Source organism: Bifidobacterium sp. ESL0763, from assembly GCF_029433395.1.
Classification (GTDB): Bacteria; Actinomycetota; Actinomycetes; order Actinomycetales; family Bifidobacteriaceae; genus Bifidobacterium.
The window spans coordinates 1,291,212-1,318,052 of record NZ_JAQTHW010000002.1; the positions used below are offsets into that span (position 1 = coordinate 1,291,212).

Genomic DNA, 26,841 nt, shown 5'->3' on the forward strand with positions numbered 1-26,841 from the left:
AGAACAATCGCAAAAGCTACAAATGCGCCTGGAAACGGCACAGCGACCGGACGCAGGGCATATGGCAGTACCAACAAAACGGCCGATTCCGCATGCGCACGAAGCGACAGCGGAATCGGCCGTTCTATATTTCACAACCAGACCGGGAACCCACCCCTACTCCAGCTCGAGCTTGCCGGTGTAGAGCTGGTAGTATTCGCCGCGCTGGGCGATGAGCTCGTCGTGCGTGCCGCGCTCGATGATGCGGCCGTGGTCGAGCACCATGATGATGTCGGAGTTGCGCACGGTGGAGAGGCGGTGGGCGATGACGAAGACGGTGCGCCCGGTCATCAGGTTGTCCATCCCCTGCTCGACGACCTCCTCGGTGCGGGTGTCGATGGAGCTGGTCGCCTCGTCGAGAATCATGGCGGGCGGGTCGGCCACGGCGGCGCGCGCGATGGAGATCAGCTGGCGCTGGCCCTGCGAGAGCCCGCTTCCGTCACCTTCGAGCACCGTGTGGTATCCCTGCGGCAGCATGCGGATGAAGCCGTCGGCGTTGGTGCGCTTGGCGGCGGCGACGCACTCCTCGTCGGTGGCATCGAGCCGGCCGTAGCGGATGTTGTCGAGCACGGTGCCGGTGAAGAGGTTGACGTCCTGCAGCACGATGCCCAAGGAACGGCGCAGGTCATCCTTCCGGATGTTCTTCACGTCGATGCCGTCGTAGAGGATCTGGCCTTCCTGGATGTCGTAGAAGCGGTTGATGAGGTTGGTGATGGTGGTCTTGCCCGCGCCGGTGGCGCCGACCAGGGCCATCTTCTGGCCGGGCTTGGCGAACCAGGTGATGTCGTGCAAGACGGTCTTGTCGGGGTTGTAGCCGAAGGAGACGTTGGTGAAGCGCACGTCGCCGCGCAGCAGCGTCAGACGCCCGTCGGGCGAGGTGACCGCCTTCTCATGGGCCTTCATCGCCACCTCGCGAGCCGAGCCCTTGAGCTTCCTGGCGGCCTCGAGCGAACGTGTGCCGTCGTCGTCGGCCTCGCGCTTCCAGGCCCAGTGGCCGGTCTCGTGGTCGGCCTCGGTCATGGTGCGGCCGTCCTCTCCCAGCTCCACGCTCACCAGGCGCACGGTGCCGTCGTCGGATTCGGCGGGCTCGTCGATGAGGTTGAAGATGCGGGCGGCGCCGGCCAGGGCCATCATGATCATGTTGATCTGCGAGGAGATCTGGCTGATCGGGTTGATCAGGGCCTTGGAGAGCGTCAGAAACGAGACGATCGCGCCGAGCGTCAACGTGCCGTGCCCGGAGATGCCGAAGTTGTACCAGCCGTTGATGCCGGCGACACCGCCGACGATGGCCAGCAGCACGTAGAGCACGTTGCCCATGTTGCCAATGACCGGCATGGTGATGTTGGCGTAGATGTTGGCCTGGGCGGAGGCGTGGAAGAGCTCCTCGTTCTTCCGGTCGAACCGGGCCTGCGTGGCGTCCTCGTGGTTGAAGACCTTGACGACCTTCTGGCCGTTGACAGACTCCTCGACGAAAGCGTTGACGTCGCCGATCGTCTCCTGCTGGCGCACGAAGTAACGGCCGGAACGGCTGACGATCACCCGCACCAGCAGCATCATCAGCACCACGAAGACGACGGTGAAGACGGTGAACGGCACGGAGAGCCAGAGCATCGCGAAGAGGGCGGCGACCACCGGCGAGCCGGAGATCAGCAGCTGCGGCAGCGACTGCGAGACCATCTGGCGCAGGGTGTCGGTGTCGTTGGTGTAGCGGCTCATCATGTCGCCGTGCTCATGGGTGTCGAAGTAGCGGATCGGCAGCCTCTGCTGGTGGTCGAACATCTGGTCGCGCACGGTCTTCAGCACCCCTTGCTCGATGCCGACGACCATGTAGTTCCACATGAACGAGCAGAGCATGCCCACCGCGTAGATGGAGCCGACCACGACGGTCATGCGGATGAGCGGGCCCCAGTCCGGGGTCTGCGCGTGAATGAAGGGCATGATGCAGTTGTCGATCAGCGGCTGCAGCACGAAGGAGGGCAGCGACTGGGTGCAGGCGCACACCAGGATGCCGATGATGACCACGATGCAGCGCCAGCGGTAGTGGAAGATGTAGCCCATCAGGCGCTTGGCGGTGCCCTTCGGCGCCTTCCTCATCGGCGGGACGGCGGTCTTGGTCTTCTTGACGGCCTTGGTCGCCGTCTTGGTTTCGGTCGCGCTCATGTTCGTCTCACTCATCGTCGTCATCCCCCTTGCCCTGGCTCTTCGTCTGGGATTCGTAGATCGACCGGTATTCGCCGCAGGTCCGCAAGAGCTGCTCGTGCGTGCCGTGGTCGAGGATGCGTCCTTCGTCGAGCACCACGATCTCGTCAGACTCCTGCACGCTGGCGAGCCTCTGGGCGATGATGATCTTGGTGGTGTCGGGAATCTCGGTGGCGAAGGCGCTGCGGATCAGCTGGTCGGTCTTGGTGTCGACGGCGCTGGTCGAGTCATCCAGAATCAGGATCTTCGGCTTTTTCAAGAGCGCGCGTGCGATGCACAGCCTCTGGCGCTGGCCGCCGGAGACATTGGAGCCACCCTCCTCGATATAGGTGTCGTAGCCCTTCGGGAACTCCTGGATGAAGCCGTCGGCCTGGGCGAGCCTGCAGACGCGGCGCACGTCCTCGTCGCTGGCGTCGGGGTTGCCCCAGCGGATGTTCTCGGCGATGGTGCCGGTGAACAGCACGTTCTTCTGCAACACCATGGCCACCGCGTCGCGCAGGGCGACCAGGTCGTAGTCGCGCACGTCGTGGCCGCCGACCTCGAGCGAGCCGGATGAGACGTCGTAGAGCCTGGGGATGAGCTGGACCAGGCTGGACTTGGAGGAGCCGGTGCCGCCGACGATGCCGATGGTCTTGCCGGCCGCGATATCGAGGTTGATGTCGTCGAGCACCGGTTTCTCGGAGCCTTCGGAATAGCGGAACGTGACGTCTTTGAACGAGATGGAGCCGTCGGGCACGTCGGCGATCGGATGGCCGTTGTCGCGCACGGTGCTCACTTCGTTTAGGATCTGGCAGATGCGCTCGGCGTCGGCGCGGGAGATGACGACCATGACGATGATCATGGAGACCATGTTCAGGGCCATCAGGATCTGCATGGCGTAGGTGACCAGCGCGGTCAGGTCGCCGGTGGTCAGGCCCAGCGCGGGGTTGTTGTGCGAGCCGACGATCTGCTTGGTGCCCATCCACGAGATGATGAGCATGGCGCCGTAGATGCAGGTGTTCAGGATCGGCCAGTTGAAGGCGATGACGTGCTCGGCGCGGCAGAAGTAGTCGTAGATGCGCTGCGAGACGGCGCCGAACTTGCGGCTCTCGTGCTCCTCGCGGTTGTAGGACTTCACCACGCGGATGCCCTGCAGGTTCTCGTCGACGATGTTGTTCAGGTGGTCGTAGGTGTGGAAGACCTTCTCGAAGATCGGATGCACCGAAAGCGAGAGCGCCGTGAGGCCCACGCCCAGGATCGGGATGATGACCAGGAAGACCATCGAGATCGAGTGGCTGATCCTGAAGGAGAAGATCCAGGCGACGATGACCATCATCGGCGCGCGCACCGCCACGCGGATGATCAGCTGAAAGGCGAACTGCACGTTGGTGACGTCGGTGGTGAGCCTGGTGATGATCGAGCCAGTGGAGAACCGGTCGATGTTGGTGAAGCTGAAGGACTGCACCTTTTCGAAAAGGTCGTGGCGCAGGTTCTTGGCGAAGCCGGAGGAGGCGATGGCGGCGTAGCGGCCGGACATGAACCCGGCGAACAGCGAGACGATCGCGCATCCCAGGAGGATGGTGCCGAACTTCCAGATCGCCGGCATCGAGCCGCCGGAGACCCCCTGGTCGATCATCTGCGCCATGACGGTGGGGATGAGGATCTCGAGGATGCTCTCGACCATCACGAACAACGGCGTCAGCCATGTCTCGCGCTTGTATTCCCGCAGGCTGTGCAGCAGCGTGCGGACCAGATGCCTCGGACGCTGCCCGTCCCGCGTCACCTGCCTGTCTTCGGAGGCATCAAGTGCCTTGCTCATCCATCCCTCTTTTCACGGAAATATGCCGTTTCGACGCAGCCGCCGCTTCTCCCCCATGACTCTCGTCCCGTCCGCGCCCGCCGCCACGGCGATGACGCGCCGCACGGCCGGCCGGACGAGGGACTGCTGAAGCCGGCAGACTGTATTCAACGCTATTACAGGCCGGATACAATTCCCAAGGTCGGAACACGCCCGGGCACCGTTGGAAACAAGCCGTTTCGAGGCATTTTGCACGACAACGGAATCCGCGGGCGGAAAGCGGCCGGGCCGGCGGCGCGGATTCGGCAGGCGCGGGGTGCGTCACGGACGCCATATACTGGAATCAGCTGCCTTTCAACACCCATGCCACGCCATTCCGCCATTGATAGAAGGAGCACCAGATGAACGCACACCGCGACACCGCATTGTTCTCGCCGCTTGCCATCCCCACTCCGGACGGCTCCGGGCTGACGCTGCGCAACCGGACCATCCTCTCGCCCATGTGCCAGTACACCGTCGAACAGCATGACGGGGTGGCCACCGACTGGCATCTGCAGCACTACGGGGCCATGGCCGCCGGCGGATTCGGCATGCTGACCGTCGAGTCCACGGGCGTCGACCCGGTCGGCCGCATCTCGCCTTGCGACCTCGGGCTCTACACCGACGCCCAGCAGGCCGCGCACCAACGCCTCGTCTCCTTCATCCACTCGCAGGGCGCGGCGGCCGCGGTGCAGCTCAACCACGCCGGCGGACGGGCCTCGGGCAATCCGTGGCTGGCGGGATCGCACGGCGGTTCCGCGCCGGTCGAAGAGGGCGGGTGGCCGACGGTCGGCATGACCGACCGGTCCATCGCCAAGGGCTATCGTGCGACCACGAAGCTCGACAGGGCCGGCATCGAGGCGATCGTGCAAGACTTCGCCGACGCCGCGCGCCGGGCCAACGCCGCCGGCTACGATGCCATCCAGATCCATGCCGCGCACGGCTATCTGCTCCACCAGTCGCTCTCCCCGCTGACCAACACGCGCGACGACGAGTACGGCGGCAGCGAGGAGCGCCGCTTCCGCCTGACCCGCGAGGTCGTCGATGCGGTGCGCGGGGCCTGGCCGGACTCCAAGCCGCTGGGCATCCGCATCTCCGCCACCGACTGGGTGGACGGCGGGCTCGACGTGGAGGCCACCGCGCGCCTGGTGCGCAACCTGGTCGCCGACCACGGCATCGCCTGGGTCGACGTCTCCTCCGGCGGCCTGGTCAACACCCCGCTGCAGCCGGCGGGCCCCGGTTTCCACGCCTCGCTGGGCGTGGCGATCAAGCGCGCCCTGGCCGGCACTGACGCCGTGGTGAGCGTGGTCGGTGGCATTTCCAGCCCCGAGCAGGCCGAGACGATGCTGCGCACGGGACAGGTCGACGCCGTCTCGATCGGCCGCGCCGCGATGCGCGATCCGCACTGGCCCGCCTCCGCCGCCGCCCGCCTGGGCGTTCCCCGCGAGGACAACCCGGCGGCCCCGCAATACTGGCGCGCGCAGTGGTGACCGAACCGTCCACTCGCCCGCAAACGGATACGAAAATGCGCCAGACAGGACGCTTGTCGTCTTTCGACGTCCTGTTTGGCGCATTTTCCGTAGTCCAGACCAATCTCAGTCGGCGGCGGTCAGCTTCCGGTCGTGCTTCTTGGCGGCGGCGATCATCAGCTTGATGCGGTTGAGCTGGTTGGCGGCCGAGGCGCCGGGGTCGTAGTCGATGGAGACGATGTTGGCCTCGGGGTGCAGGCGGCGGATCTTGCCGAACATGCCACGTCCGGTGACGTGGTTGGGCAGGCAGGCGAAGGGCTGGGCGCACACCACGTTCGGGCAGCCGGACTTGATGAGCTCCAGGATCTCGGCGGTCAACAGCCAGCCCTCGCCGGCCTGCACGCCGATCGAGGTGACCGTGGAGGCGAGACGCACGAGCTCGGGCATCGGGGTGTCCTGGCTGAACTTGCCGTGCGCCAAGTCGATGGCGCGGCGCACCGGGTTCAGGATCCGGTCGAGGCCCCAGCGCATCACGGCGTAGAGCTTCTTGTTGCCGCCCATGCCGGTGTTCTTCTCGTTCCAGTCGGTGATGTAGGGGCGCGTGGTCATGAATTCCATGATGCCGGGCACCACGGCCTCGCAACCCTGTTCCTCGATCTGGTCGACCAAGTGGTTGTTGGCGTCCGGGTGGTACTTCACCAGGATCTCGCCGACCACGCCGACGCGCGGCTTGCGCGGAATGTTCTTCAACGGCAGGGCGTCGAAGCTCTTGACGATCTCGTTCAAGAGCTTCTGGTAGGGCAGGTAGCCCTTGCCGATCTTGGCCTTGGCGGTCTCCGAATGGCCGTGGTGCTCGATGGTCTCGCGCACGATCGTGTCCCACATCTCGTAGAGCCTGTTGGCGCTGCCCTTCTCCCGCTCGTAGGGGCGCACGCGGTAATGGCATTTCATCAGCAGGTCGCCGATGACCAGCGCCTTCAGCGCGCGCCAGAGCAGTGTCGGGGTGGCGGTGAAGCCGGGGTTGTCCTCGATGCCCTGGGTGGAAAGGGCGATGACCGGCACCTGCGGGTAGCCGGCGTCGACCAACGCCTTGCGGATCAGGCCGTAGTAGTTGGTCGCGCGGCACATGCCACCGGTCTGGGTGATGGCCAGGCAGACCTTGTCGGGGTCGTACTTGCCCTTGATGATCGAGTCGACCAGCTGGCCCACGACCATGATGGCCGGGTAGCAGGCGTCGTTGTTGACGTATTTGAGGCCGGTCTCCACGTCCTGCTGGTCGGCCATCTTCAGCACGTCGAACTTGTAGCCGCCGGAGCGGATCACGGCCTCGACCAGGCTCATGTGCACCGGGCTCATCTGCGGGGCGACGATGGTGTAGTCGCGGCGCATGGTCTTCTCGAAGCGCACCTTGTGGGCGTAGGCGGAGATGGTGCCCTTGCCGCGTTTCTTCTCCTTGCCGTCCTTGGTGGCGTTGGAAGCGGATGAGGCATCCGTGCCGGCGCTCTCGCCATTGGCGCGGCGAGAGGCCTCCTTGACGGCCTCGGTCAGCTTCGGGTTGGCCTTCATCACGCTGTCGAGCAGCACCTGGCGGCCGGCGGTCGGCGCCTTGGAGCCGGTCTTGCGGAACTCGCCCTGCTTGTCGGCCGGGGTCTCGTCATCGGCGGACTCGCTGGCAGCGTCGAAAGCGGCGTCGGCGGACGTATCGGCATCGTCGGAAACGCTGTCCGCATCATCGGCCTTGCCCTGCGCGGCGTCGACGGCGGCCTGGGCCGCGGCCAGCTGCGCCTTGGCCTCTTCGAGCTTGCTTTCGGCGTCCTTCAGGTCGGCGGCGGCCTTCGCGGCCCGCTCGGCCTTCGCCTCATCGACCTTGTCGGAACCGCCGGCGACGTCCTTGGCCCCGTCCTGCGCCTGCTTGGCGGCGCGGGCGAGCTTGGCCTTGTTGTTCTCGCGCTCCTCGATGGCGGCCTTGAGCGAGCGCAGGCGGATCTTCGCCGCGCCGAGGTTGCTCACCTCGTCGATCTTGAGCAGCGTGTAGACGTCGGCCTTGTCGGCCAGGATCTCGCTGACCTGGTCGGTGGTGATGGCGTCGATGCCGCAGCCGAAGGAGTTAAGCTGCACGAGCTCGAGGCCCGGGTAGGAGGCGACGAAGTTCGCCGCGGCGTAGAGCCGGGAATGGTAGGCCCACTGGTTGGCCACGCGCAGCGGCATCTTGGTGACCTTGCGGTCGCCCACCTCGCGGAAGCCGCCCTGGTCCTTGGCGCGTGGGTCCTTCTCGCCGTCGCTCAGGTATTCGCTCAGGCGCAGCTTCTCGCCCGGCTGCAGCTCGCAGATGGAGTCCTCGGAGAGCACCACCATCCCGAGCGAGCAGATGGTCTCGGGGATGCCGTGGTTGATCTCGGGGTCGATGTGGTAGGGGCGGCCGGCCAGCACGATGCCGCGGCAGTTGTGCTCCTTCATGTAGGCGAGCGCGCGCAGGCCCTCCTGCTGCACGTCGTGCTTGAAGATCTTGTCCTCGGCGTAGGCGGCCTTGACGGCCTCCTCGGCCTCCTCGCGCGTGACGTTGGTCCAGGCGAACTCCTCGACGATGCGGTCGACCATCAGCTCGTGGTCGGCGAGGTTGAAGTAAGGGCGCATGTAGCGCACGCCGGGCTCGCGCAGCTCGGCCATGTTCGCCTCGATGACGACGGGATAGTTGGCCACGATCGGGCAGTTGTAGTGGTTGTCGGTGTCGCCCTCGACGAGGTTCTCCTCGTAGGAGACGCACGGGTAGAAGATGGTCTTGACCCCGCGGTCCAGCAGCCACTTGATGTGCCCGTGCACCATCTTGGCCGGGTAGCAGATGTTCTCCGAGGCGATCGACTCGATGCCGGACTGGAAGAGCTCGTGGCTGGACCGGCCGGAGAGGCGGACCTTGAAGCCGAGGTTGGTCAACAGGGTGAACCAGAAGGGATAGTTCTCGTACATGTTCAGCGCGCGTGGGATGCCGATCTCGCCGCGGTAGGCCTTCTTGTCAGTCAGGCGGCGGTAGGCGAAGACGCGCTTGTACTTGTAGTCGTAGAGGTTCGGGCGGTCGCTGCGCTCGGCCTTGGCGTCGGCGCCGCGTTCGCAGCGGTTGCCGGTCACGTAGCGCGAGCCGTCCTGGAAGGTGGTGATGGTGAGCTTGCAGCGGTTCTGGCACCTCTTGCACACGTCGCGCTCGGAGGTCATCGACAGGTGGTCGAGCTCGTCGCCCTCGACGATGGAGGAACGGGTGTGCTCGGCGGTCTCGTCGAGCTCGTGCGCGTCCTCGTAGTGCATGCGGGCGGTCAGGGCCGCGCCGTAAGCGCCCATCAGGCCGGCGATGTTCGGGCGGGTGACCTTCTTGCCGGTCAGCAGCTCGAAGGCGCGCAGCACGGCGTCGTTGAGGAACGTGCCGCCCTGCACCTCGATGGTGTCGCCGAGCTGGCCGGCGTCACGCAGCTTGATGACTTTGTAGAGCGCGTTGCGCACCACGGAATAGCACAGGCCCGCGGCAATGTTCTCGACGCTGGCGCCTTCCTTCTGCGCCTGCTTGACCGACGAGTTCATGAACACGGTGCAGCGCGAGCCCAGGTCGACCGGATGGTCGCTTTTCAGGGCGGCCTGCGTGAACTCCTCGATGGTCAGGCCCATGGAATAGGCGAAGGTCTGCAAGAACGAGCCGCAGCCCGACGAGCAGGCCTCGTTGACGGAGATCGAGTCGATGACGCCGTCGGCGATGGCGAGGTACTTCATGTCCTGGCCGCCGATGTCGATGACGGCGGTGACCCCGGGGCTCACCATCTCGGCGCCGCGATAGTGCGCCATGGTCTCCACCACGCCCTCGTCCAGGTGCAGGCCGGTGGTGATCAGGCCCTCGCCGTAGCCGGTGGCGCAGCTGCGGGCGATCCAGGCGCCTTCGGGCAGCTGCTGCTCGATCTTGCGCACGATCTCGACGGCGGCGTCCAGCGGGCTGCCGTCGTTGGTGCCGTAGGACGACCACACGATCTCTCGGTCGTCGTTGACCAGCGTCGCCTTGATGGTGGTCGAGCCGGCGTCGATGCCGAGGAAGTGCGGACCCGTCGCGCCCTCGAGGGTGCCGACCTTGATCTGCTCCTTGTGATGGCGTTCGTTGAACTCGCGGCGGTCCTCCTCGGTCGGGAAGAGCGGCGGCATGGTGGCGGTGTCGACGGGCTTGTTCTTCAGGCTTTCGAGGTCGTCGATGATCTCGGCGCAGCTGCGGGGCTTGAAATGCTGGCCGGCGTCGAGCTCGTTGTCGTTGCCGCACATCAGCGCGGAGCCGTAGGCGACGTAGAGATGCGCGTTCTCGGGGACGATGAAGCGGTCGACCTTGCCCTCCAGCGCGCGGGCGAAGGCCTCGCGCAGCTCGGAGAGGAAGAAGAGCGGTCCGCCGAGGAAGACCACGTTGCCGTGGATCGGGCGGCCGGAGGCGAGGCCGGCGATGGTCTGCGTGGCCACCGCGGTGAAGATGGAGGCGGCGAGGTCGGGCTTGTCGGCGCCGTCGTTGATCAGCGGCTGCAGGTCGGACTTGGCGAAGACGCCGCAGCGCGAGGCGATCGGATAGAGGATCTTGTAGTCCTTGGCCATGTCGTTGAGGCCCGAGGCGTCGGTGTCGAGCAGGGTGGCCATCTGGTCGATGAACGCGCCGGTGCCGCCCGCGCACGAGCCGTTCATGCGCTGCTCGGGAGTGGGCTTCAGATAGGTGATCTTGGCGTCCTCGCCGCCCAGCTCGATGATGACGTCGGCTTCCGGGTAGACCTCGTCGATGGCCTTGGTCTCGGCGATGACCTCCTGGACGAAGGGCACGTCCATGTCGTCGGCCAGGCCCAGGCCGCCGGATCCGGTGATGGCGAGATTGATGGGCTGCTCGCCGCGACCCTCCTCCTCGAGCTGCTTCTTGACATCTCGCAGCAGTCCGGCCACAGTGGCGCGCACGTTGGCGTTGTGGCGGCGGTAGTCCGCGAAGAGCACGTCCTTCAAGTCATCGCTTCGGTCGAGCACCACGGCCTTGACCGTCGTCGATCCGATGTCGAGCCCGACGCGGAGGGGGTGATCCGTATTCACGGTCTTCCGTGATTCTGCTGCGTCAACCATGCCTGAAACCTCTTCATTACTCTTGTCAAGACTTTTCGCACTCTGCGCCTGTGAGCTTGAACACATAGTATGTAGAGTAGTAGGCAGACCCACCAGAACATAAGGGCGCGCAGAGTGATTATGCTCACAGATTCAAGTAGTGTGACCTACATCTCTTGACAGCGAAAACTGCCATCATCAAATACGATAACCACCACTCCCATGTCCACCGAATCCAGTGATGTTTCGATCGCACTCCCATCCATATGCCACAAAAACACGTCTAGTAAATCCCTCGTTATCCTTTTGCAGCTTTCGTCTAGAAACAAGCTACAAACAGGTCATAAAGCCGGCCCTCATGACGCATTTGTAGCCGATCACTGTTCCAAAGCGCCAAAAGCATGGGCGGCGGATCATCCGCCATCCTTCCGTAGCTTTCGGATCGCCCCGTACACCGAACCAGGCTCAGACAACTGAGACCTACCGCCTGCAACGCATGGCCTTGGCGGCGCGGCGGACCACCAGCGCCGACAGCCTACTCATCCACCGAAGCGGCTTCCCGTTCAACCCAGGCCATTCATAACCCAACAGGATTATATTCTATCGCACCGCGATACCAAACGCGTAACACACGAAAATAAGCGCAAACCCAACATGCAGCCAGCAGCCAATCGGCATCGCCGACACCCATCCGTCAACGGCAACCCAGCACACACCACACGAGGCGAATCTCCATGACGCAAATGAAACCTCAACCAATGTTCCGGCTACAAAAGCAAGGTCAGGCACCTCTCAACCTTGCAAATGTCGCCCCTGTCAGCATCCCGGCTACAAACACAACGTTTGGATATGCTCGGTCAGGCAAATGTAGCTCCCATGGGCATCCCGGCTACAAACGCAGTTCAAACAGCCAGGCACAGTGGATAATCCCGACGCGACACGCCCAAAATGTGGATAACCTAAACCGTTCGACCACATATGCCCATCGGCCGACGTTTTCCAGTCTGACCTCCCTACACTCAACAACCATGAGGAAGAACCTGAACATACTTGGCAAAGCCGCGGAAAGCGAGCGCCAACACCGATACTTCTTTGGTGCGACGTCGGCGGAACGGCAGGCCATGCGCTACCGTTCGAATGCAGGCGAACTCGCCAAACTTTACCCGAACGTCTATGCCCGCCAATCCTACCTTGAGTCGCTGTCACCGCGTGAAAGGTCGATGCATCTGATTCGGACGCTGCAGCTCATGCATCCCCATTGGCAGTTCGCCTGTCTGAGCGCGGCAGCCGTTTACGGATTCGAGTATCCGTACGCACTTGACGCGCATTCGCCCGTCTTCATCGCCACCACGTGGTCGAAGAACCAGCATCATGCCGCCAGACTCGAACGAATCCACATCGCCGACCCTCCAATGACCATACGCGATGGAATACGCGTCACCACGCCGGAAAGAACCCTTGCGGATTGCGTACACCATTATTCGTTCGTCCAGAGCCTGGGTATGTTCGATTCGGCATTGCGACAGGGTGTGACGACCTTCGAGAACATCAGGACAACGCTCCCATCCCTTGACAAAAAAGATGCGGCCACCGTCATGAACGCCCTGCGGTATGCGGATCCAGCAAGCGAAAACGGCGGCGAATCCCTTTGCCGCGCGACCATCATAGAGGCCGGGTTCGCTGTCCCCCGGCTCCAGCAGGAATTCGTGGATCCGTACTCCCCCACCAGCCATTACCGCGTGGATTTCTTTTGGCCCTTACGAGACGGGCGCAAAGTGATACTTGAATATGACGGCATGGAGAAATACACCAATCCCACCATGACCCAAAACCACAGCACACGCTCGGTCGTGCACGATGAACGACATCGCGAATCCGTACTATCGCGCTTTGCCACAGTGATACGCACCGATTATCGCGAAGTACTGGCCCGCCAGCCGCTCATCAACAAACTTGCACAAGCAGGAATCCCTCCTGCCGAAATACATTTGTAGCCGACCATATACTCGAAGCTACAAATGCCTGATATAGAACGCCCTTATCGCGCATTTGTAGCTTTACCCATCGCGCAAGCTACAAACCGGTCAGCTGGCGGCGCCTTCGCCGGCGGCACGGTCCTTGCCGTAGACCTCCGGGATGAAGCGGTGCTGGTCATGCAGTTTCGACCAGATGACCGGCTCGACCCGCCCCTCGGCGTGCGCGCGCAGCGAGGCCGGCACGTCGATGATGCGCTGGTTCGACGAGCCGCGGAACTGCAGCAGCGAGTCGTGATGGTCCTTCATGTAGCGGCCGTCGACGAGCACGTCGACGTCGCGCAGCAGCTCGAGCTTGTCCCCGCTCTCGCCCGGGCGCATGAGCTCCTCCCAGGTGTAGCCGGTCCAGCACCAGATGTCCTTGCCGTGCCCGAACTCCTTGCGGATGCGCCTGGCGAGCCTCAGCAGCACTCCGGTGTTGAGCAGCGGCTCGCCGCCGAGGAAGGTGATGCCTTGCACCACATTGTTGCCCAGATCGGCCATGACCTTGTCCTCGAAGCCCTGCGTGTAGGGGTGGCCCGCCTGGAAGTCCCAGATGGATTCGTTGAAGCATTCCACGCAGTGGAACGGGCAGCCGGAGACGTAGACGGAGCAGCGGATGCCCTCGCCGTCGGTCATCACCAGCGGCTTGTAGTCGGCGATCATGTCGTGGCTGAGCCGCTCGCTGGTCCACTGCCCCGCCTTCGGGTTGTTGGCGTAGGCCGTGGGGATCCAGGGCCCGCGATCCGGCTCGCCCGCCGCGAAATCATGCAGTTTGCCGCCTGCGAGTTTTCCCATGTCGTTTCCTCTTTCAAACGTTGGCGTATCAGCATCCAGGCAAAGCAAAGGCGGCCACCGAACCACCAGTGAACCGCCTTTACCTCACTTGCTTAAGAACCTATCGGCTTATTTGGCCTCTTCGTACCATTCGCGCTCGGTGCCGTCCTTGAGCACCACATGGCCGGTCTCGCCGCTCATGTGCTTGACACGATGCGTGATCTCCTCGTGGCGGCCGTGCACCATCGGGCGCTGCACCGGGTTGCCGAGGTAGCCGCAGGTGCGCTTGGTGACGTTGCACTTGTCGGGATCGGAGTTGCCGCACTCGGGGCACTTGAAGCCCTCTTCGGTGGGCTCGAAGTCACCCTCGAAGCCGCAGACGTAGCAGTGGTCGATCGGGGTGTTCGTTCCGAGGTAGCCGATGCCGATGTTGTGGGCGTAGTCCCACACGGCCTCGAGCGCCTTCGGGTTGGTCTGCAGCGTCGGGAACTCGCAGTAGTTGATGAAGCCGCCCGAAGCGTAGTACGGGAAGTCCTTCTCGTAGTCGAGCTTCTCCATCGGGGTCGGCGAGAGCCAGACCGGATAATGGAAGGAGTTGGTGTAGAAGTCATGGTCGGTCACGCCCGGCACGCGGCCGAACTTCTCGCGGTCCATGCGGTTGAAGCGGTCGGTGAGCGACTCGGCGGGGGTGGAGTAGAGCGAATAGTGATAGCCCTCTTCCTTGGCCCACTTGGCGCACAGCGCGTTCATCTTCTTCACGATCGAGAGCGCGAACTCCTTGCCTTCCGCGTCCCAGCTGTGGTCCTTCATCCAGTCCTTGCCGTAGAAGACGCTGGTCGCCTCATAGAGGCCGATGTAGCCCAGCGAGACGGTGGCGCGGTCGCGGTTGAAGAGCTGGTCGACGTTGTCGTCGGCGTTCAGGCGGCCGAAGGCGCCGTAGCGGTAGAGCGTCGGGGCGTTGATCGGCTTGGCCTGCTTGCAGCGCATGATGCGGAACTGCAGCGCCTCGTGCGCCACCTGCATGCGCTCGTCGAAGATCTTCCAGAAACGGTCCTTGTCGCCATGGGATTCCAGGGCGATGCGCGGGACGTTGACGGTGACCACGCCGAGGTTGAGGCGGCCCTCCTCCTCGTCCTTGCCGGTGTCGGGGTTGGTCCACTTGGGCAGGAACGAACGGCAGCCCATCGGCGCCTTGAAGGAGCCGGTGATCTTGACGAGGTTCTCATAGAAGAGGATGTCGGGGTACATGCGCTTGGTGGAGCACTCGAGCGCGAGCTGCTTCATGTCGTAGTTCGGATCGCCGGGCTCGGAGTTGACGCCGTGCTTGATGGCGTAGGTGAGCTTCGGGAAGATGGCGGTGTGGTGGTCGCGGCCGAGGCCGAGGATACGCACCAGGAAGATGCAGCGGGTGATCTCGCGGGAGAACCACGAGGTGCCGAGACCGAAGCCGACGGTGACGAACGGGGTCTGGCCGTTGGAGACGCGGTTGGAGTTGATCTGGTATTCCATGGTCTGCATGGCGTCGTAGATGGCCTTGCGGGTCATGATCTTGGCGTAGATCTCGCGGATCTGCTCAAGCTTCGGGGCGTCGGCGTGGAACGGGGTGTCCTGCGGGATCGGGGCGCGGTCGGCGTCGAAGTGCAGGGTGTTGGGCTCGTTGGCCTTCAGCCCGTCGACGATCTCCTGGGCCACATCCTCGGGCATGGAGTCCGGGATCATGGTGTGGGCCTGCTCGAGGAACTTCCTGTAGTCCTTGCGGGCATACTCGTCGAGCATCTCGTCGGCGCGGTTGACGGTCTGGCCGCCGTACTGGTCGCCCGCGATGTCCTTGATGATCTGCGTGATCTGCGTGGCCGCGGTGCCGATGGACTTCGGGGTGTCCATCATCGCGTTGCCCAGCTCGAAGCCGTTGTGCAGCATGTCGGCGAAGTTCGGCAGCGAGCAGTTGGTCTCGGCGGTGAACGGCGAGTAGTCGGCGTCGTGGAAGTGGATGTCGCCCTTCATGTGGGCGTTGGAGACGCGCTTGGGCAGCATGGAGAAGGCGGAGGCCTTGGATACGGCGCCCGCCAGTAGGTCGCGCTGCGTGGCGTAGACGTTGGAGTCCTTGTTGGCGTTCTCGCGCACCAGCGTCTCGTCCTTGTTGACCAGGCGGTCGACGGCGGCGTTGATGTCGGTGGCCTTGGCGCGGTCGATGTCCTTGTTGAGGCGGTAGTTGGTGTAGCAGCGCGCCACCTCATAGAGGTGGTTCTCCACCAGGCCGTGCTCGACGAGGTTCTGGATGTCCTCGATCTTGGCCGGGCCGCTGTAGCGCTCCTTGACCTCGCCCTCGATGCCGTCGGCGAGATCGTGGATGAGCTGCTCCTCCTCGGGGCCGACCTCCTTGTCAAGATCCTTGAAGGCCGACTTCACCGCGGCGATGATGTTCACCGGGTCGAAATCGACGATTCGCCCGTCGCGCTTCTCCACCAATACGGTCTTCGTCGTCGTACCGGCCTGCGTCGGGGCATCCAGAACCTGAGCCTGCATTACTCTTCCTTTCCTCAAACCACCACAAGAAAGACGTAAATCACATGGATGAAATCACACGTGTGTAACTTTCTGTGTCTTCCATCACTATACGACGTAATAAATACTATATCTAGGGTCCTTGGCGGCGTTTCGCCCCCAGATATAGTAATAACGGCGGAATGGTGCGGAACATCACGTTTCAAAAAATTCGGGGACGCCGCTTCCCTCGGCGTGTCGCCCGACGGCCGGACGAAACTTGTCCACCCACCCCCTCCACGCACCACGGCCACATGTCCACAAGACGGGAGGGCCTTGTCCCTCATGAAGAGGATTGTGGAGACATGGCAATAGATACGAGACAAGGCTATTACGCACCCGGCGGCGCACCGGGCGGGGGCGGTCCGGCACAGGGCCCGAAACCGCTCGACCAGCTGCCCCGGCTGGCGCGCGACACCACCGCGGAGAACCCGTGGCCGGTGAGCGTGGTGAGCCAGAAATACCACGACGCCGTGCGCCGCTGGCCCGGTTCGTGGGTCGAGGGGCAGATTGTCGAGATCAACATGCGCCGCGCCAGCTCCGGCTACATCACCCTGCGCGACAATTTCGAGGACATCTCCATCTCCGTGATGGGCTTCCGCCAGTTCGTGGCCATGGCCCGCGACTTCCGCCAGGGCGACCGCGTGGTCATCCACGGCAGGCCGGACGTGTGGGTCAAGGCCACGCGCCTGAGCTTCGTGGCCGACGACATCCGCCGCATCGGCGCCGGCGACCTGAAGGCCCGGATCGACGAGCTGCGCCGCAAGCTCAAGGGCGAGGGGCTCTTCGACCAGGAGCACAAGGTGGCACTGCCCGAGTTCCCGAAGTGCATCGGCCTGGTCTGCGCCCCGCAGGCGCGCGCCGAGGGCGACGTGATCACCAACGTCAATCTGCGCTGGCCGGCGGTGCGCTTCAAGGTGGTGCACGCGCACGTGCAGGGCACGCAATGCCCGCCAGAGGTCATCGCGGCCATCGACAAACTCGACCAAGACCCCGACGTGGACGTCATCATCGTGGCGCGCGGCGGCGGCAGCTTCGAGGACCTGATCGGCTTCTCCGACGAGGCCGTGGTGCGGGCGACGGCCGCCTGCGCCACCCCGATCGTCTCGGCGGTCGGCCATGAGGACGACTGGACGCTGATCGACCTGGCTGCCGACCTGCGCGCCTCCACCCCCACCGACGCGGCGAAGAAGGTCGTGCCCGACGTGCGCGAGCAGTGGCAGCTGGTCGCCAACGCCCGTTCGCAGATGGGCATGCGCATCCACGCCATGGTCGACAACGAGACCAGGCTGGTCGAGGGCTACGCGAGCCGGCCGAGCCTCACCCACCCGGAGACGATGATCGAACCGCACCAGCGCTTCGTCGACGACTCGGTGCAGCGCATCCGCCTCGGGCTCACCCGCATCATCGACGACGCGGGCCTGACCGTCGAGAAGCTGCACGCCAGCCTCAAGGCCCTGAGCCCACAGTCCACGCTCGACAGGGGCTATGCGGTGGTGCAGGGCGAAGGCGGGCACGTGGTCGACGACGCCGGCAAGGTCCACGCCGGCGACAGGCTGACGCTCACCCTCAGGCGCGGCACGGTCGTCACCGAGGCCCAAAGCGTCGAGCCCGACTAAAGGCCGCACGAACGCCGACAATACGACAGACAAGACAACACAGGAACACGGAACAAGACATAAGGAGCAGCATCATGGCCGCAAGCACGAACACCAACGACACGGACGACGAGAAGAAGGAGACCAAGGCGGGCCAGGCGGCCGCACCGGCCTCGTCGCTGACCCAGAAGGAGCGCGACCAGATCGCCGCCATGCCCTACGAGCAGGCGCGCGACAACCTGGTCAAGGCCGTCCAGGCCCTGGAGGCCGGCGGGCTGAGCCTCGAGCAGTCGATGCGCCAGTGGGAGATCGGCGAGGCGCTGGCCAAGCGCGCGCAGGGCCTGCTCGACGAAGTGCGCAAGAAGCTCGAAAGCGCCGAGGCCGAGCAGCAGTCGACGGCCGCGACCGCCGGAACTCAGTCCAACCTCGAGTAACACGAGACTGGACTGAGTCTTCGCGCGCATCAGGCGCGCTCTATACAACAACAACGCTGGGTGGGAAGTTCGATGACTCCCCACCCAGCGTTCGTATCGGCGCCTCGGCGCCAGAAAAGGTCAGAGGCCCAGCAGGTCCTTGGCGACCTTGGCCACGCTGTCGCCGCTCAGCTCGGCGGCATCGCTGTCCACCTGCAGGATGCGGCTGAGCATCTCATCGGCCTGTTCGAAGGTGATGTCCTTGCCCGCCTTCTTGGCGATATCCATCACGCCGCTGACGGTATCGGCGGCGGAAAGCTTCTCAACCAATGTCTTCTCGTCCATGAGCACTCCTTGATCAACTCATTGGGTAGTCCATCTATCCATTGGCACCCAGCTTAGTCGTCCAATGTGACACGGGACACATTGCGGGCACGCAGTTGCACACTGTATACCAATGCCGCCACGCCGCTCAGCGCACGGCTATGGTGGCCAGCAGGGCCGCATGGTCCGAGCCACGCACCGGTTCCACGCTCACCTGCCCGGCGTCGATGCCCTGGTCGACCAGCACGTGGTCGATGCCGACGAGATGGGGCACGCCGGGAATGTCGCCCGGCCAGGTGAACGCCGGCCCGTGCCCCGAGACGCTGGCCGCGTCGCGAAAGCGCGACCCCAGGATGTTGCGGAAGGCGGTGTGGTCGGTGGTGGCGTTGAAATCACCCATGAACACGTAGCGGGTGTTGGCATGCGAGCGCATCAGCGCCAGCTCGTCGAGCGACTCGTTCCATTGGCGCCAGTAGCCGGGCTTGGGTGAAGTGGTGTGCACGGAGACGAACCGGACCTCGCTTCTGCCGAAGCCCACCGTCCCTCCGGGCATGAAGGAGGCCGAGGAATCCACGTCGTCGTCGGCCGGCGAGTCGAGCGGCGTGGCCGACCACAGGCCGTTGCCGTAGGTGCCGTCAGAGGAGGAGACCTGCGAATAGGGCAGATATTCCCCGATTCCCGCCGCGTCGAGCGCCCGCACGAACGGCCGGGTGGTCTCCTGCAGGGCCAGCACCTCGACGCGCTTGTCGCGCACCAGCTCGACGATCGCCTGCGGGTCGGCACGTCCCTTGTATACGTTGAGCGTCATGACCCGGGCATAGTTGTCATCGAGGTCGGCGTGCGCCTGGTCGACCGCCGTCACCGCCGCCTGCGGCAGACGCGAGGCCTTGAAATAGGGGGCTTGGTAGAAGCCCAACAACCCCACGCACAGCACCGACAGGACGGCGGCGACCCACCGTCTGCCCGCCAGCGCGAGGACGAGGGCGAGCACGGCGGGCAGCAGCAGCCATGGGGCGGCCGCCACCAGCGTCGGCACGTAGGGCAGGGCCTGCAGCTCCTCGGGCAGCTCGCGGGCGATGGCGCCGACGAGGGTGGGCACCAGCAGCAGCCAGGCGAGCACGGCCAGCAGGCCACGCACGAATCCGATATGCTTCCCTTTTCCCTTGGCTTTCTTGGGCTTCCGGGCTTTCGCCGATTTCGAGGTTTTCCCGGATTTCGGGGCTTTCGCCGAGGCGCCCCTGCGTCGTGTGCCCGCCATGCGCGCCTCCCCTGCTGCCAGCCGAACGATCCGATATCCCGGCCATGGTATTTCAGGGACCGGAAAACCAGACCCGACCTTTCGCCGGCCGCCGATGAGCCATCGCGCGCGCCCATGGCCAACGGCGGCGTACCATGGCAAACGGAATCCTTTGTCGGCCACGCGCCCGAGCGCCAGCCGATCCGCAGATAACCGAAAGGCAAGGCGATCATGCCAGCAACCACCCATCCATCAGTCAAGTCGCTCAAGGCCCCGGGCCCCGACGGCATCCTGCTCGTCATCCACGGCGGCGCCGGAAGCCGAGGCAAGCACAGCACCCCGGAACGCGAGGCCCAGGTCGAGCAGGACCTGCAGCGCGCGCTCGACGCCGGCTACGCCAAGCTCGAGGAGGGCGCGTGCGCCGAGGACGCGGTGGTGGCCGCCATCCACGTGATGGAGAACGCCCCCGAGTTCAACGCCGGGCACGGCGCCGCACTGACCAGCGACGGCATCGCGCAGATGGACGCCTGCCTGATGGGCGGCGACGGCGAGGTGGGCGCGGTGGCCGGCGTGCACACCGTCAAGAACCCGATCGACGCCGCCAAGGCCGTCAAGGAGCAGACCAAGCACGTCCTCTTCGCCGACCCGCAGGACAAGGAACTCGCCGACTGGGGCGTCGAGACCCGCGACCCGAGCTACTTCATCACCGAGCAGCGCAAGCGGTCGCTGGTCGAGGCGCAGACCAACGGCGACGAGTGGGAGAAGCACGGTACCATCGGCGCCGTGGCCCGTGACGCGCGCGGCCATCTCGCCGCGGCCACCTCCACCGGCGGCATCACCAACCAGATGCACGGCCGCGTGGGCGACACTCCCCTGCCCGGCTGCGGCACCTATGCCAACGACGAGACCGTGGCGGTCTCCGGCACCGGCATCGGCGAGGCGTTCATGCGCACGGTGGCCTGCCACCAGGTCTCCGACCGCGTCAGGTTCGCCGGCCAGAGCCCGCTCGACGCGGCCAGCGCCACCCTCGACGACATCGACGCCCACCATGGCGACGGCGGCCTCATCGCGGTGCCCGCCCACGGCGACGGCGTCATCGCCTTCAATAGCGAGATGATGAACTGCGGCTACAAGTCCCCCGCCGGTAGCCACGTGCAGGGCTGAGCAGGGCACTCAGGCATACAAGAGGGCTGCCACCGATTCGTTTCGGTGGCAGCCCTCTTCACGACCTTGGACCAGTACGCCCCGATTCACCCACCTGAGCAATCGAGTGCCTGAAATCAGAGAGGAGGGGCGCCCACGGTGATTCTCCCGTGGATGCCCCTCCTCATGGTCTGGCGTCGGCGCCTCCGGTCACTCCTGCATTTCGATCGAACGGTGACGGGCGATTATGGAATCGTCCTCATTATGACGGAAAACCAGCATGACGACGATGGCCGCCGCCAACAGGAGCAACAGCATCGACATAGGCGCAGGCCTCATGGAAGCCGACTGACGGGAGTCCGCCGCCTGGGTCCCGCAGACATACGCCGACGGAATCACCGTACCGGGATAATAGCTGGCCGCAGCACACCTGCCATAGCCGCCGTTGCCGCCATGCGTCACGGCACGCGGACCGTCAAGGGCATGGTCGCCTCCGGCCAGCGCCGCCGCACCCTGCGAGACCGGTCCGAAGGCCGGAGCCCGAACGAGGGAGGTGCCCTGCGACGAAACCCTGCCAGATGGCTTCGGGGCCACGGGCGAATCATGCTGAACGGTCGATGAAGTCGATGCCCCAGGTGCCGGCACATGTTCCCAGACCTGGTAGAGGACCTGCCCCTCAGCCTTTGAGAAATCGACCGCGTCGCCCTGGCGATAGGTGGGGGTCGTGGCATTGGGCGTGGTGGCCCAGCCGGCGAACCGATAGTCCTTCGACACCTTGCCGTGGCCGTCAAGCAACGTGAAGGCACTGCCCGGCGCCTTAAGCGAGGAAACCACCGTGCCATCAGCCAGCGTGCCGGATCCGCCCAGCACGGTCTTTCTGGAATCCTGCCCATGCTCCTGGACGCTGGTGCCTTCCGGGAGACTTTGTGAGGGAGCGAACGTCAGACGCCGCTGCCACACATACATTCCCCCACGGTTGGGGTCCGACTCATGTGTCCGGAACGTGAGTTCGTAGGTCGAATACGGGATCGAGGAATCCACACCTGCGAGACCAGGGCCAGCCACCTGAATCCACTTACCCGTATACCCGTCTTGCGTGGAAGGCAACACATCGTGACATGCCGCATCGTAATAAAATTCCAATTCCGATGGGAATATGACCTGCGAGAGATGTTCGCAACCGGGGAAGAAATCCTCGTAGGTATAATATTCGGACGCGTGCCTGAACCCACGCAAATCCAACTTAGTGAGACTCTGGCAGCCTTCAAACGTATGGTTCAGGCTGGTGACATGGATGGCGTCGAAATGACTCAGATCGAGGTTGTCGAGCCTAGAGCAGCCGTAGAACATGCACCACATGTTGGTGACGTTTCGGCCATCGAAACCACTGAGATCAAGGTATTTGAGCCTATCGCAGTTGTAGAACATGCCACCCATGTTGGTGACACTGCCAGTATCGAAATGGGAGACATCCAAGTTGGTGAGTCCCAAGCAGTAATAGAACATGTCAAGCATGTCAGTGACATGGCTGGTGTCAAAATGGGAGACATCCAGGGAAGTGAGATCGACGCAGTTACGGAACATACTTCTCATCGTGGTGACATGGCTGGTGTCGAGAAGGACGATGTTCTCGATCGAGGTCAACCTCGACATGTCTTTGAACAGTTCGCTGGAGTCGGCGGGAAGCCTGATGGGACCGCCCTCGAACCGGATAACCGTAATATGCGACACATAGGGCTCGACGGCCTTGGCTTGGTTGCGGAATGTGGCCTTGTCGAGTGTGCCACCATCCGCCGGGGCGGTGACGGTGAGCGCGGTGCCCTCCACGGCGTAACGAACACCGTTGACCTGGAGCCTGGAACCTTCGCCCTGCGTCTGGGAACGAAGCCGGGAGCCCTCGTCTCCGGCAGACTGCTTTAAGGTCTGGGCGGCGTCATCCTCGGATACTCCCTCACTGCCTGCAGAGCCATTGGCCTCGCCTGAGGCTACGGCACCCTGTCCGTCGGACCGCTCCTCGCTCTTTGCCTGGGCGGCTTGCTGCGCATCATCCGATTGCGCTTGCTGAATCCCACTGGCGGCCGAGAAAACGGGCGCGGCCAGCATCGCCACGCCGGCCAACGCGCCCACCAGCACCTTGGTCATCTTCTTCCTTGCCATCGCACTCACTCCCTGACATACACCCGTTGTCCGAATCTCAACTCTACGTACAGGCGATATATTCAAGTTATCTATATATGTCCAATATAATTACGAATCCCCAACACTTCAAACAGGGCCAGATTCCAAGGAAACGACACCACGTCCATCGGCACTCATGCAGGCCCACAGAACGTCTGCCATAAAACGTTTTTACCTGTCGGCGATGTCATTGCTGACCAGTCACCACATATGTATTGCAACGATTGCCGCACAGCCTTAACAACCAATGCGGAATCCTTGACCGCCATCATCCATGCAAACACGCATTACGCCATAAGCGAATAGCGGACACGACCCTCAAGAAGCACGGACGCCCTCGTTCCCAGGAGAAATACAAAAAGGGCCATCCGACGGATCGCTCCTGACGGATGGCCCTCACCGAACCTCTCGGCGAAAGGTCGCGAGGCCTACTTGGTGATGGTGTTGTAGGTGGGCAGGTTCGTGTAGTCGAAGTGCACGTTGCTCACCTTCGTGGATGCTGCGGCGGCCACGTCCTCGTCCCACAGCGGGATCGAGGGCATGTCCTGCAGCAGGATCTCCTGGGCCGTCTGGAAATCGGCGGTGCGCTTGGCGACGTCGGTCTGCGAGAGCGCCTGGGCTAGCGCCTTGTCGAACTCCGGGTTCTTGTAGTCGCCGTCGTTGGAGCCGTGGCCGTCGGCCGATGACGAGGCATAGAGCGGGGTCATGTAGTCCTCGGCGGTCGGGTAGTCGAGCATCCAGCCGGCGCGGAACGCGGTCTTGATCGACCGGTTGCTGACCTGGTTGCGGATGTCGCTGAAGGTCGGGTAGGGATCGCCGGAGGCGTCGATGCCCAGCGTGTTCTTCAGGCCGTTGCACACCGCGTCCACCCACGGCTTGTGCGCCGCGTCGGAGTTGTAGGCGATCTTGAAGGTGCCGGAGAACTTGGAGATGGCATCGGCCTGCTTCCAGAGCTTCTTGGCCTTGGCGGGGTTATATTGCAGGTTGCCCGAGTCCTTGAGCTTGGCGGAATGCTCGGGGACCAGCGGCGAGGTGAAGTCGGTGGCCGGGGTCTTGGTGCCCGAATAGATCTTGTTGACGATCGTCTTGCGGTCGATGGCCATCGAGATGGCCTGGCGGCGCAGGTTGCCTTCCTTGCCCGGGCCGAAGTGGGCCAGGTTCTCGGGGATGGTGAAGCCCTGATAGGAGGAGCCGGGCTGCACGAAGGCCTTGACCGACGAATCGGAGCGGAAGGTCTTGAGGGCCGACTGCGGCACCTCCACCATCACGTCGAGATTGCCGGATTGCAGGTCGGAGTAAGCGGCATCCTCGCTGGTGTAGACGCGGTAGTCGATGCCGGCGTTGGCGGCCTTGCGCGCGCCATGGTAATCCGGGTTCTTCACCACCAGGATGTCGGTGTTAGGCTGCCACGACTTGAACTTGTAGGGGCCGTCGCCGATGGGCGCCTTGCCGAAGGCCTTCATGTCCTTGTAGGCCACGGAAGGCAGCGGGAAGAAGGACTGGTGGGCCAGCTGGATGGGGAAGACCGAATCCGGGCTCGCCAGGGTGACCACGAGGGTCAGCGGGTCCTTGACCTCGAGGCCGGAGAGCTTGGCGTCGGCGGCGACGTTCGGATCCTGCAGCTCGTCATAGCCCTTGATGATCGACATGCGGCTGGACTGCTTCAGCCCGTTCTTGGAATTGGCCGCGTAGCTCCACGCGTCGGCGAACGAGGTGGCGGTGACGGCCTCGCCGTTGGTGAACTTCCATCCGTCATTGAGCTTGATGGTGTACTGGGTAGCGTCGGCGTTGGGGGTGATCGACTTGGCGACCTCCATGTGCTGCTTGCCCTTGGCGTCGTAGCTGACCAGGCCCTCGAAGAGGTAGCGGATGACCTTGCCGCCACCCATCTCGTTGGTGTCGGCCGGCACCAGCGGGCTCTGCGGCTCGGTGTTGTCGACCTTGATGATCTTGTCGCTCGACGCCTTCGTGCCGCCCTGGTCGCTGCCGGACGAGCTTCCGCAGCCAGCCACCGACACCAGCGCCGCCGCGGCGACGAGGGCCGCGAGCGCGCGCCCTGCCCATGTTCTCGAAGCCATGTTTCTCCCTTTCGTTCGTTTTCCGCCATTCCCATATGACGCAAGTATTCATGAGCATCGTTGCCTAATGCTCATAGCCACCTTTGGATTATAGGCCACCGGCATGTTTCGGCACCGTGAAAAACGGTCAAAATGGACAGACGCCATGGCCAAAACTAGAAGAAAAACTTATATCGCGCGCCGAAACCCTACGGCCACAACGGTTTTGCGAAAAGAGACCGCAGCGAATCGCAAGTGGAAAAGATCCGTCATCGGAGATGACACGACACGCCTTGGGCTGGCGTGCGGAAAGGATTGGTGCCCGGAATCAGATTCGAACTGACGACACCCGCTTTAGGAGAGCGGTGCTCTATCCCCTGAGCTACCCGGGCAACATCTTGGATTATACACTGGCGCATGGCCCGCGGTCCTCCGGCACGCCGAAACGCATTTCGCACGCCTTCGCCGCGCCGCCGGGAAACGTCCACTAGACTTGGGGGAAGCATGGCCAAGGAATGCCGGCGAACCACGGCTCGCCGTCCAAAGCGAAAGAAGGTCGACGATGACTGCCGCACACTGTGGAAGCGTTTCCGCTCCGGGGTTGGGACTACCCGCCTCATGCGCGATCGGCGAGGCAAAGGGCACCCTGCCCAAGCAGATGTTCGCCAGGGGCGTCTCCTCGAGGCTCAAGCAACGCTTCGCCAACGACATCGGGTCCATCGCGATGCTGGCGCTGCTGCGCCCCGGCACGATCGGTGTCGAGGCCGGCAAGAAGGTGCGCGAGATCCTCGTCATCGGCCTGCGCCAGCAGTGCGCCGAGGCGCCGAAGGAGGTCATGGAGCATATCGCCGGCCTGCGTGCCGCCTCCAACATCCTCTTCGTATGTGTGCGCGACGATGATATGGACGACCAGGCGGATGCCGAGAGCGACCGGAAGGCCGACGCCACGGGCGAGCAATGCCTCTTCGCGCTGCGCCGCGTCGAACCCGCCAAGGCCGGCCACCAGGGCCAAGCCCAGGCCACCATCCTCACCAGCGAGTGGCAGCCGGCGGGCCATGCGAAGCTCAGCCTCAACGGAACGGACCTCGACGAGGTGTGGCGCAGCCTGTGCGCGCAGGTGATCCTGGGCGACGAGGACGGCAGCGACCTGGAGCAGAAAATCGCGCTGCACCGCCGTGCCATCGAGCTGCAGGAGGAGATCGCGAAGCTGGAAGGCGACCACCATCGCGCCAAGAACGCGCAGAAACGCAACGAGATCTTCGCCAAGCTGCGCGCCGACCGCGCCGAACTCGAGAAGCTGCGGGCCTAGCGCGGTTCGTCGCCGCCCTTGTCTTGGATCTGGCCATCGTCCGTCCCGTCGACGATCTGGCGGTAGAGCCGCTCCAACGTCTGCTCGCGCCTGACCTTGGTGAGCTCGCACTCCCAGACCACGATGACGCGCCAGCCCTGCGCCTCCAGCTCGGCCTTCTGCCGGGCGTCGCGCTCGTGGTTGCGCAGCAGCTTGGCCGTCCAGAACTCCACATTGGATTTCGGCAGCCGATATTTCGGGCAACCGGAGTGCATGTGCCAGAAGCAGCCGTTGACGAACACCATCGCGTGCCATTTGGGCAGCACCACGTCGGGGTGACCCGGGTAGCGCTTGTCGTTCTTGCGGAATCTCAGGCCACGGGCGAAAAGGTAGCGGCGCACCAGCACCTCGATCTTGGTGTCCTTGCCGCGGATATGCGACATGATGTAGCTGCGGGTGCCGCGCTCGTATTTCTCGGCCTTCCCGCCGCGTTTCGTCGCTACAGTCCTGCCACCCTTCTCCGCCGCGACGGTCTTGCCGCCTTTCCCCGCACTCGCCTGTCCTGCCATACCCTCCATTTGACGACCGAACGGCGACAAGACCGCAGCGGAAGGCCTACGCCGCCAATCCACACCGCGCTCCCCCGCGTTCCGACT

The 26,841-nt window shown here is 63.9% G+C and carries 16 protein-coding genes and 1 tRNA gene; 6 read left to right on the forward strand and 11 right to left on the reverse strand.

What is annotated here, in order from left to right:
* Positions 1 to 156: 156 nt before the first annotated feature.
* On the reverse strand, positions 157 to 2,223 hold the full coding sequence (locus tag PT282_RS06095; protein WP_374114150.1) for an ABC transporter ATP-binding protein: 2,067 nt from the start codon (positions 2,221 to 2,223) through the stop codon (positions 157 to 159).
* Positions 2,207 to 4,036, reverse strand: coding sequence for an ABC transporter ATP-binding protein (locus PT282_RS06100; RefSeq protein ID WP_277168641.1), 1,830 nt, complete (start codon positions 4,034 to 4,036; stop codon positions 2,207 to 2,209). Before PT282_RS06100 ends, PT282_RS06095 begins: the two co-directional genes overlap by 17 nt.
* Positions 4,037 to 4,416: 380 nt before the next feature.
* Here PT282_RS06100 and PT282_RS06105 point away from each other — a divergent pair, with 380 nt between their 5' ends.
* Positions 4,417 to 5,544 carry an NADH:flavin oxidoreductase/NADH oxidase gene (locus tag PT282_RS06105; protein ID WP_277168642.1) on the forward strand — a complete coding sequence of 376 codons (1,128 nt, stop codon included), beginning with the start codon at positions 4,417 to 4,419 and terminating at the stop codon, positions 5,542 to 5,544.
* Positions 5,545 to 5,649: 105 nt separating this feature from the next.
* Here the strand turns inward: PT282_RS06105 and PT282_RS06110 are convergent, their stop codons facing one another.
* On the reverse strand, positions 5,650 to 10,635 hold the full coding sequence (locus tag PT282_RS06110; protein WP_277168643.1) for an acyl-CoA dehydratase activase-related protein: 4,986 nt from the start codon (positions 10,633 to 10,635) through the stop codon (positions 5,650 to 5,652).
* Between the two features lie 1,007 nt (positions 10,636 to 11,642).
* Between PT282_RS06110 and PT282_RS06115 the strand changes: the two genes are divergently transcribed.
* Entirely contained in the window at positions 11,643 to 12,608 is a 966-nt protein-coding gene (locus tag PT282_RS06115) for a hypothetical protein (protein ID WP_277168644.1), read from the forward strand.
* Positions 12,609 to 12,698: 90 nt separating this feature from the next.
* On the opposite strand, the gene nrdG is transcribed toward PT282_RS06115, so the two are convergent.
* Together nrdG and nrdD are read right to left on the reverse strand one after the other, a co-directional pair.
* A complete protein-coding gene (gene nrdG, locus PT282_RS06120; RefSeq protein WP_277168645.1) occupies positions 12,699 to 13,424 on the reverse strand; it encodes an anaerobic ribonucleoside-triphosphate reductase activating protein in 726 nt (241 codons plus the stop codon).
* A 108-nt stretch (positions 13,425 to 13,532) separates the two neighbouring features.
* On the reverse strand, positions 13,533 to 15,929 hold the full coding sequence (gene nrdD, locus PT282_RS06125) for an anaerobic ribonucleoside-triphosphate reductase (RefSeq protein WP_277168646.1): 2,397 nt from the start codon (positions 15,927 to 15,929) through the stop codon (positions 13,533 to 13,535).
* 323 nt (positions 15,930 to 16,252) lie between these two features.
* Here nrdD and xseA point away from each other — a divergent pair, with 323 nt between their 5' ends.
* Both xseA and PT282_RS06135 read left to right on the forward strand, forming a co-directional pair.
* Entirely contained in the window at positions 16,253 to 17,566 is a 1,314-nt protein-coding gene (gene xseA / locus PT282_RS06130; RefSeq protein WP_277168647.1) for an exodeoxyribonuclease VII large subunit, read from the forward strand.
* Positions 17,567 to 17,640: 74 nt separating this feature from the next.
* Entirely contained in the window at positions 17,641 to 17,979 is a 339-nt protein-coding gene (locus PT282_RS06135; protein WP_277168648.1) for an exodeoxyribonuclease VII small subunit, read from the forward strand.
* A gap of 120 nt (positions 17,980 to 18,099) precedes the next feature.
* On the opposite strand, the gene PT282_RS06140 is transcribed toward PT282_RS06135, so the two are convergent.
* Together PT282_RS06140 and PT282_RS06145 are read right to left on the reverse strand one after the other, a co-directional pair.
* Entirely contained in the window at positions 18,100 to 18,303 is a 204-nt protein-coding gene (locus PT282_RS06140; protein ID WP_277168649.1) for a hypothetical protein, read from the reverse strand.
* Positions 18,304 to 18,430: 127 nt separating this feature from the next.
* A complete protein-coding gene (locus PT282_RS06145; RefSeq protein ID WP_277168650.1) occupies positions 18,431 to 19,540 on the reverse strand; it encodes an endonuclease/exonuclease/phosphatase family protein in 1,110 nt (369 codons plus the stop codon).
* Between the two features lie 210 nt (positions 19,541 to 19,750).
* Between PT282_RS06145 and PT282_RS06150 the strand changes: the two genes are divergently transcribed.
* Entirely contained in the window at positions 19,751 to 20,683 is a 933-nt protein-coding gene (locus tag PT282_RS06150; protein ID WP_277168651.1) for an isoaspartyl peptidase/L-asparaginase family protein, read from the forward strand.
* Between the two features lie 189 nt (positions 20,684 to 20,872).
* Here the strand turns inward: PT282_RS06150 and PT282_RS06155 are convergent, their stop codons facing one another.
* From PT282_RS06155 to PT282_RS06165, 3 genes are all read right to left on the reverse strand, one after another.
* Positions 20,873 to 22,819 carry a BspA family leucine-rich repeat surface protein gene (locus PT282_RS06155; RefSeq protein WP_277168652.1) on the reverse strand — a complete coding sequence of 649 codons (1,947 nt, stop codon included), beginning with the start codon at positions 22,817 to 22,819 and terminating at the stop codon, positions 20,873 to 20,875.
* Positions 22,820 to 23,268: 449 nt separating this feature from the next.
* Entirely contained in the window at positions 23,269 to 24,918 is a 1,650-nt protein-coding gene (locus PT282_RS06160) for an ABC transporter substrate-binding protein (RefSeq protein ID WP_277168653.1), read from the reverse strand.
* A gap of 295 nt (positions 24,919 to 25,213) precedes the next feature.
* Positions 25,214 to 25,289, reverse strand: a tRNA-Arg gene (locus PT282_RS06165).
* A gap of 170 nt (positions 25,290 to 25,459) precedes the next feature.
* Between PT282_RS06165 and PT282_RS06170 the strand changes: the two genes are divergently transcribed.
* Positions 25,460 to 26,206 carry a DUF4391 domain-containing protein gene (locus PT282_RS06170; RefSeq protein ID WP_277168654.1) on the forward strand — a complete coding sequence of 249 codons (747 nt, stop codon included), beginning with the start codon at positions 25,460 to 25,462 and terminating at the stop codon, positions 26,204 to 26,206.
* Here the strand turns inward: PT282_RS06170 and PT282_RS06175 are convergent.
* Positions 26,203 to 26,754, reverse strand: a complete 552-nt coding sequence (locus PT282_RS06175) for a very short patch repair endonuclease (protein WP_277168655.1) — start codon at positions 26,752 to 26,754, stop codon at positions 26,203 to 26,205. The two genes, PT282_RS06170 and PT282_RS06175, sit on opposite strands and share 4 nt — an antisense overlap.
* Positions 26,755 to 26,841 lie beyond the last annotated feature (87 nt).

Bases quoted from the DNA above. Each gene is read 5' to 3' on its own strand.
- PT282_RS06175 (WP_277168655.1), bottom strand. From the start codon at position 26,754: ATGGCAGGACAGGCGAGTGCGGGGAAAGGCGGCAAGACCGTCGCGGCG.
- PT282_RS06135 (WP_277168648.1), top strand. From the start codon at position 17,641: ATGGCCGCAAGCACGAACACCAACGACACGGACGACGAGAAGAAGGAG.
- PT282_RS06115 (WP_277168644.1), top strand. From the start codon at position 11,643: ATGAGGAAGAACCTGAACATACTTGGCAAAGCCGCGGAAAGCGAGCGC.
- PT282_RS06110 (WP_277168643.1), bottom strand. From the start codon at position 10,635: ATGGTTGACGCAGCAGAATCACGGAAGACCGTGAATACGGATCACCCC.
- nrdG (WP_277168645.1), bottom strand. From the start codon at position 13,424: ATGGGAAAACTCGCAGGCGGCAAACTGCATGATTTCGCGGCGGGCGAG.
- PT282_RS06095 (WP_374114150.1), bottom strand. From the start codon at position 2,223: ATGACGACGATGAGTGAGACGAACATGAGCGCGACCGAAACCAAGACG.
- PT282_RS06100 (WP_277168641.1), bottom strand. From the start codon at position 4,036: ATGAGCAAGGCACTTGATGCCTCCGAAGACAGGCAGGTGACGCGGGAC.
- nrdD (WP_277168646.1), bottom strand. From the start codon at position 15,929: ATGCAGGCTCAGGTTCTGGATGCCCCGACGCAGGCCGGTACGACGACG.
- PT282_RS06170 (WP_277168654.1), top strand. From the start codon at position 25,460: ATGACTGCCGCACACTGTGGAAGCGTTTCCGCTCCGGGGTTGGGACTA.
- PT282_RS06160 (WP_277168653.1), bottom strand. From the start codon at position 24,918: ATGGCTTCGAGAACATGGGCAGGGCGCGCGCTCGCGGCCCTCGTCGCC.
- PT282_RS06105 (WP_277168642.1), top strand. From the start codon at position 4,417: ATGAACGCACACCGCGACACCGCATTGTTCTCGCCGCTTGCCATCCCC.
- PT282_RS06150 (WP_277168651.1), top strand. From the start codon at position 19,751: ATGCCAGCAACCACCCATCCATCAGTCAAGTCGCTCAAGGCCCCGGGC.
- PT282_RS06140 (WP_277168649.1), bottom strand. From the start codon at position 18,303: ATGGACGAGAAGACATTGGTTGAGAAGCTTTCCGCCGCCGATACCGTC.
- xseA (WP_277168647.1), top strand. From the start codon at position 16,253: ATGGCAATAGATACGAGACAAGGCTATTACGCACCCGGCGGCGCACCG.
- PT282_RS06155 (WP_277168652.1), bottom strand. From the start codon at position 22,819: ATGGCAAGGAAGAAGATGACCAAGGTGCTGGTGGGCGCGTTGGCCGGC.
- PT282_RS06145 (WP_277168650.1), bottom strand. From the start codon at position 19,540: ATGGCGGGCACACGACGCAGGGGCGCCTCGGCGAAAGCCCCGAAATCC.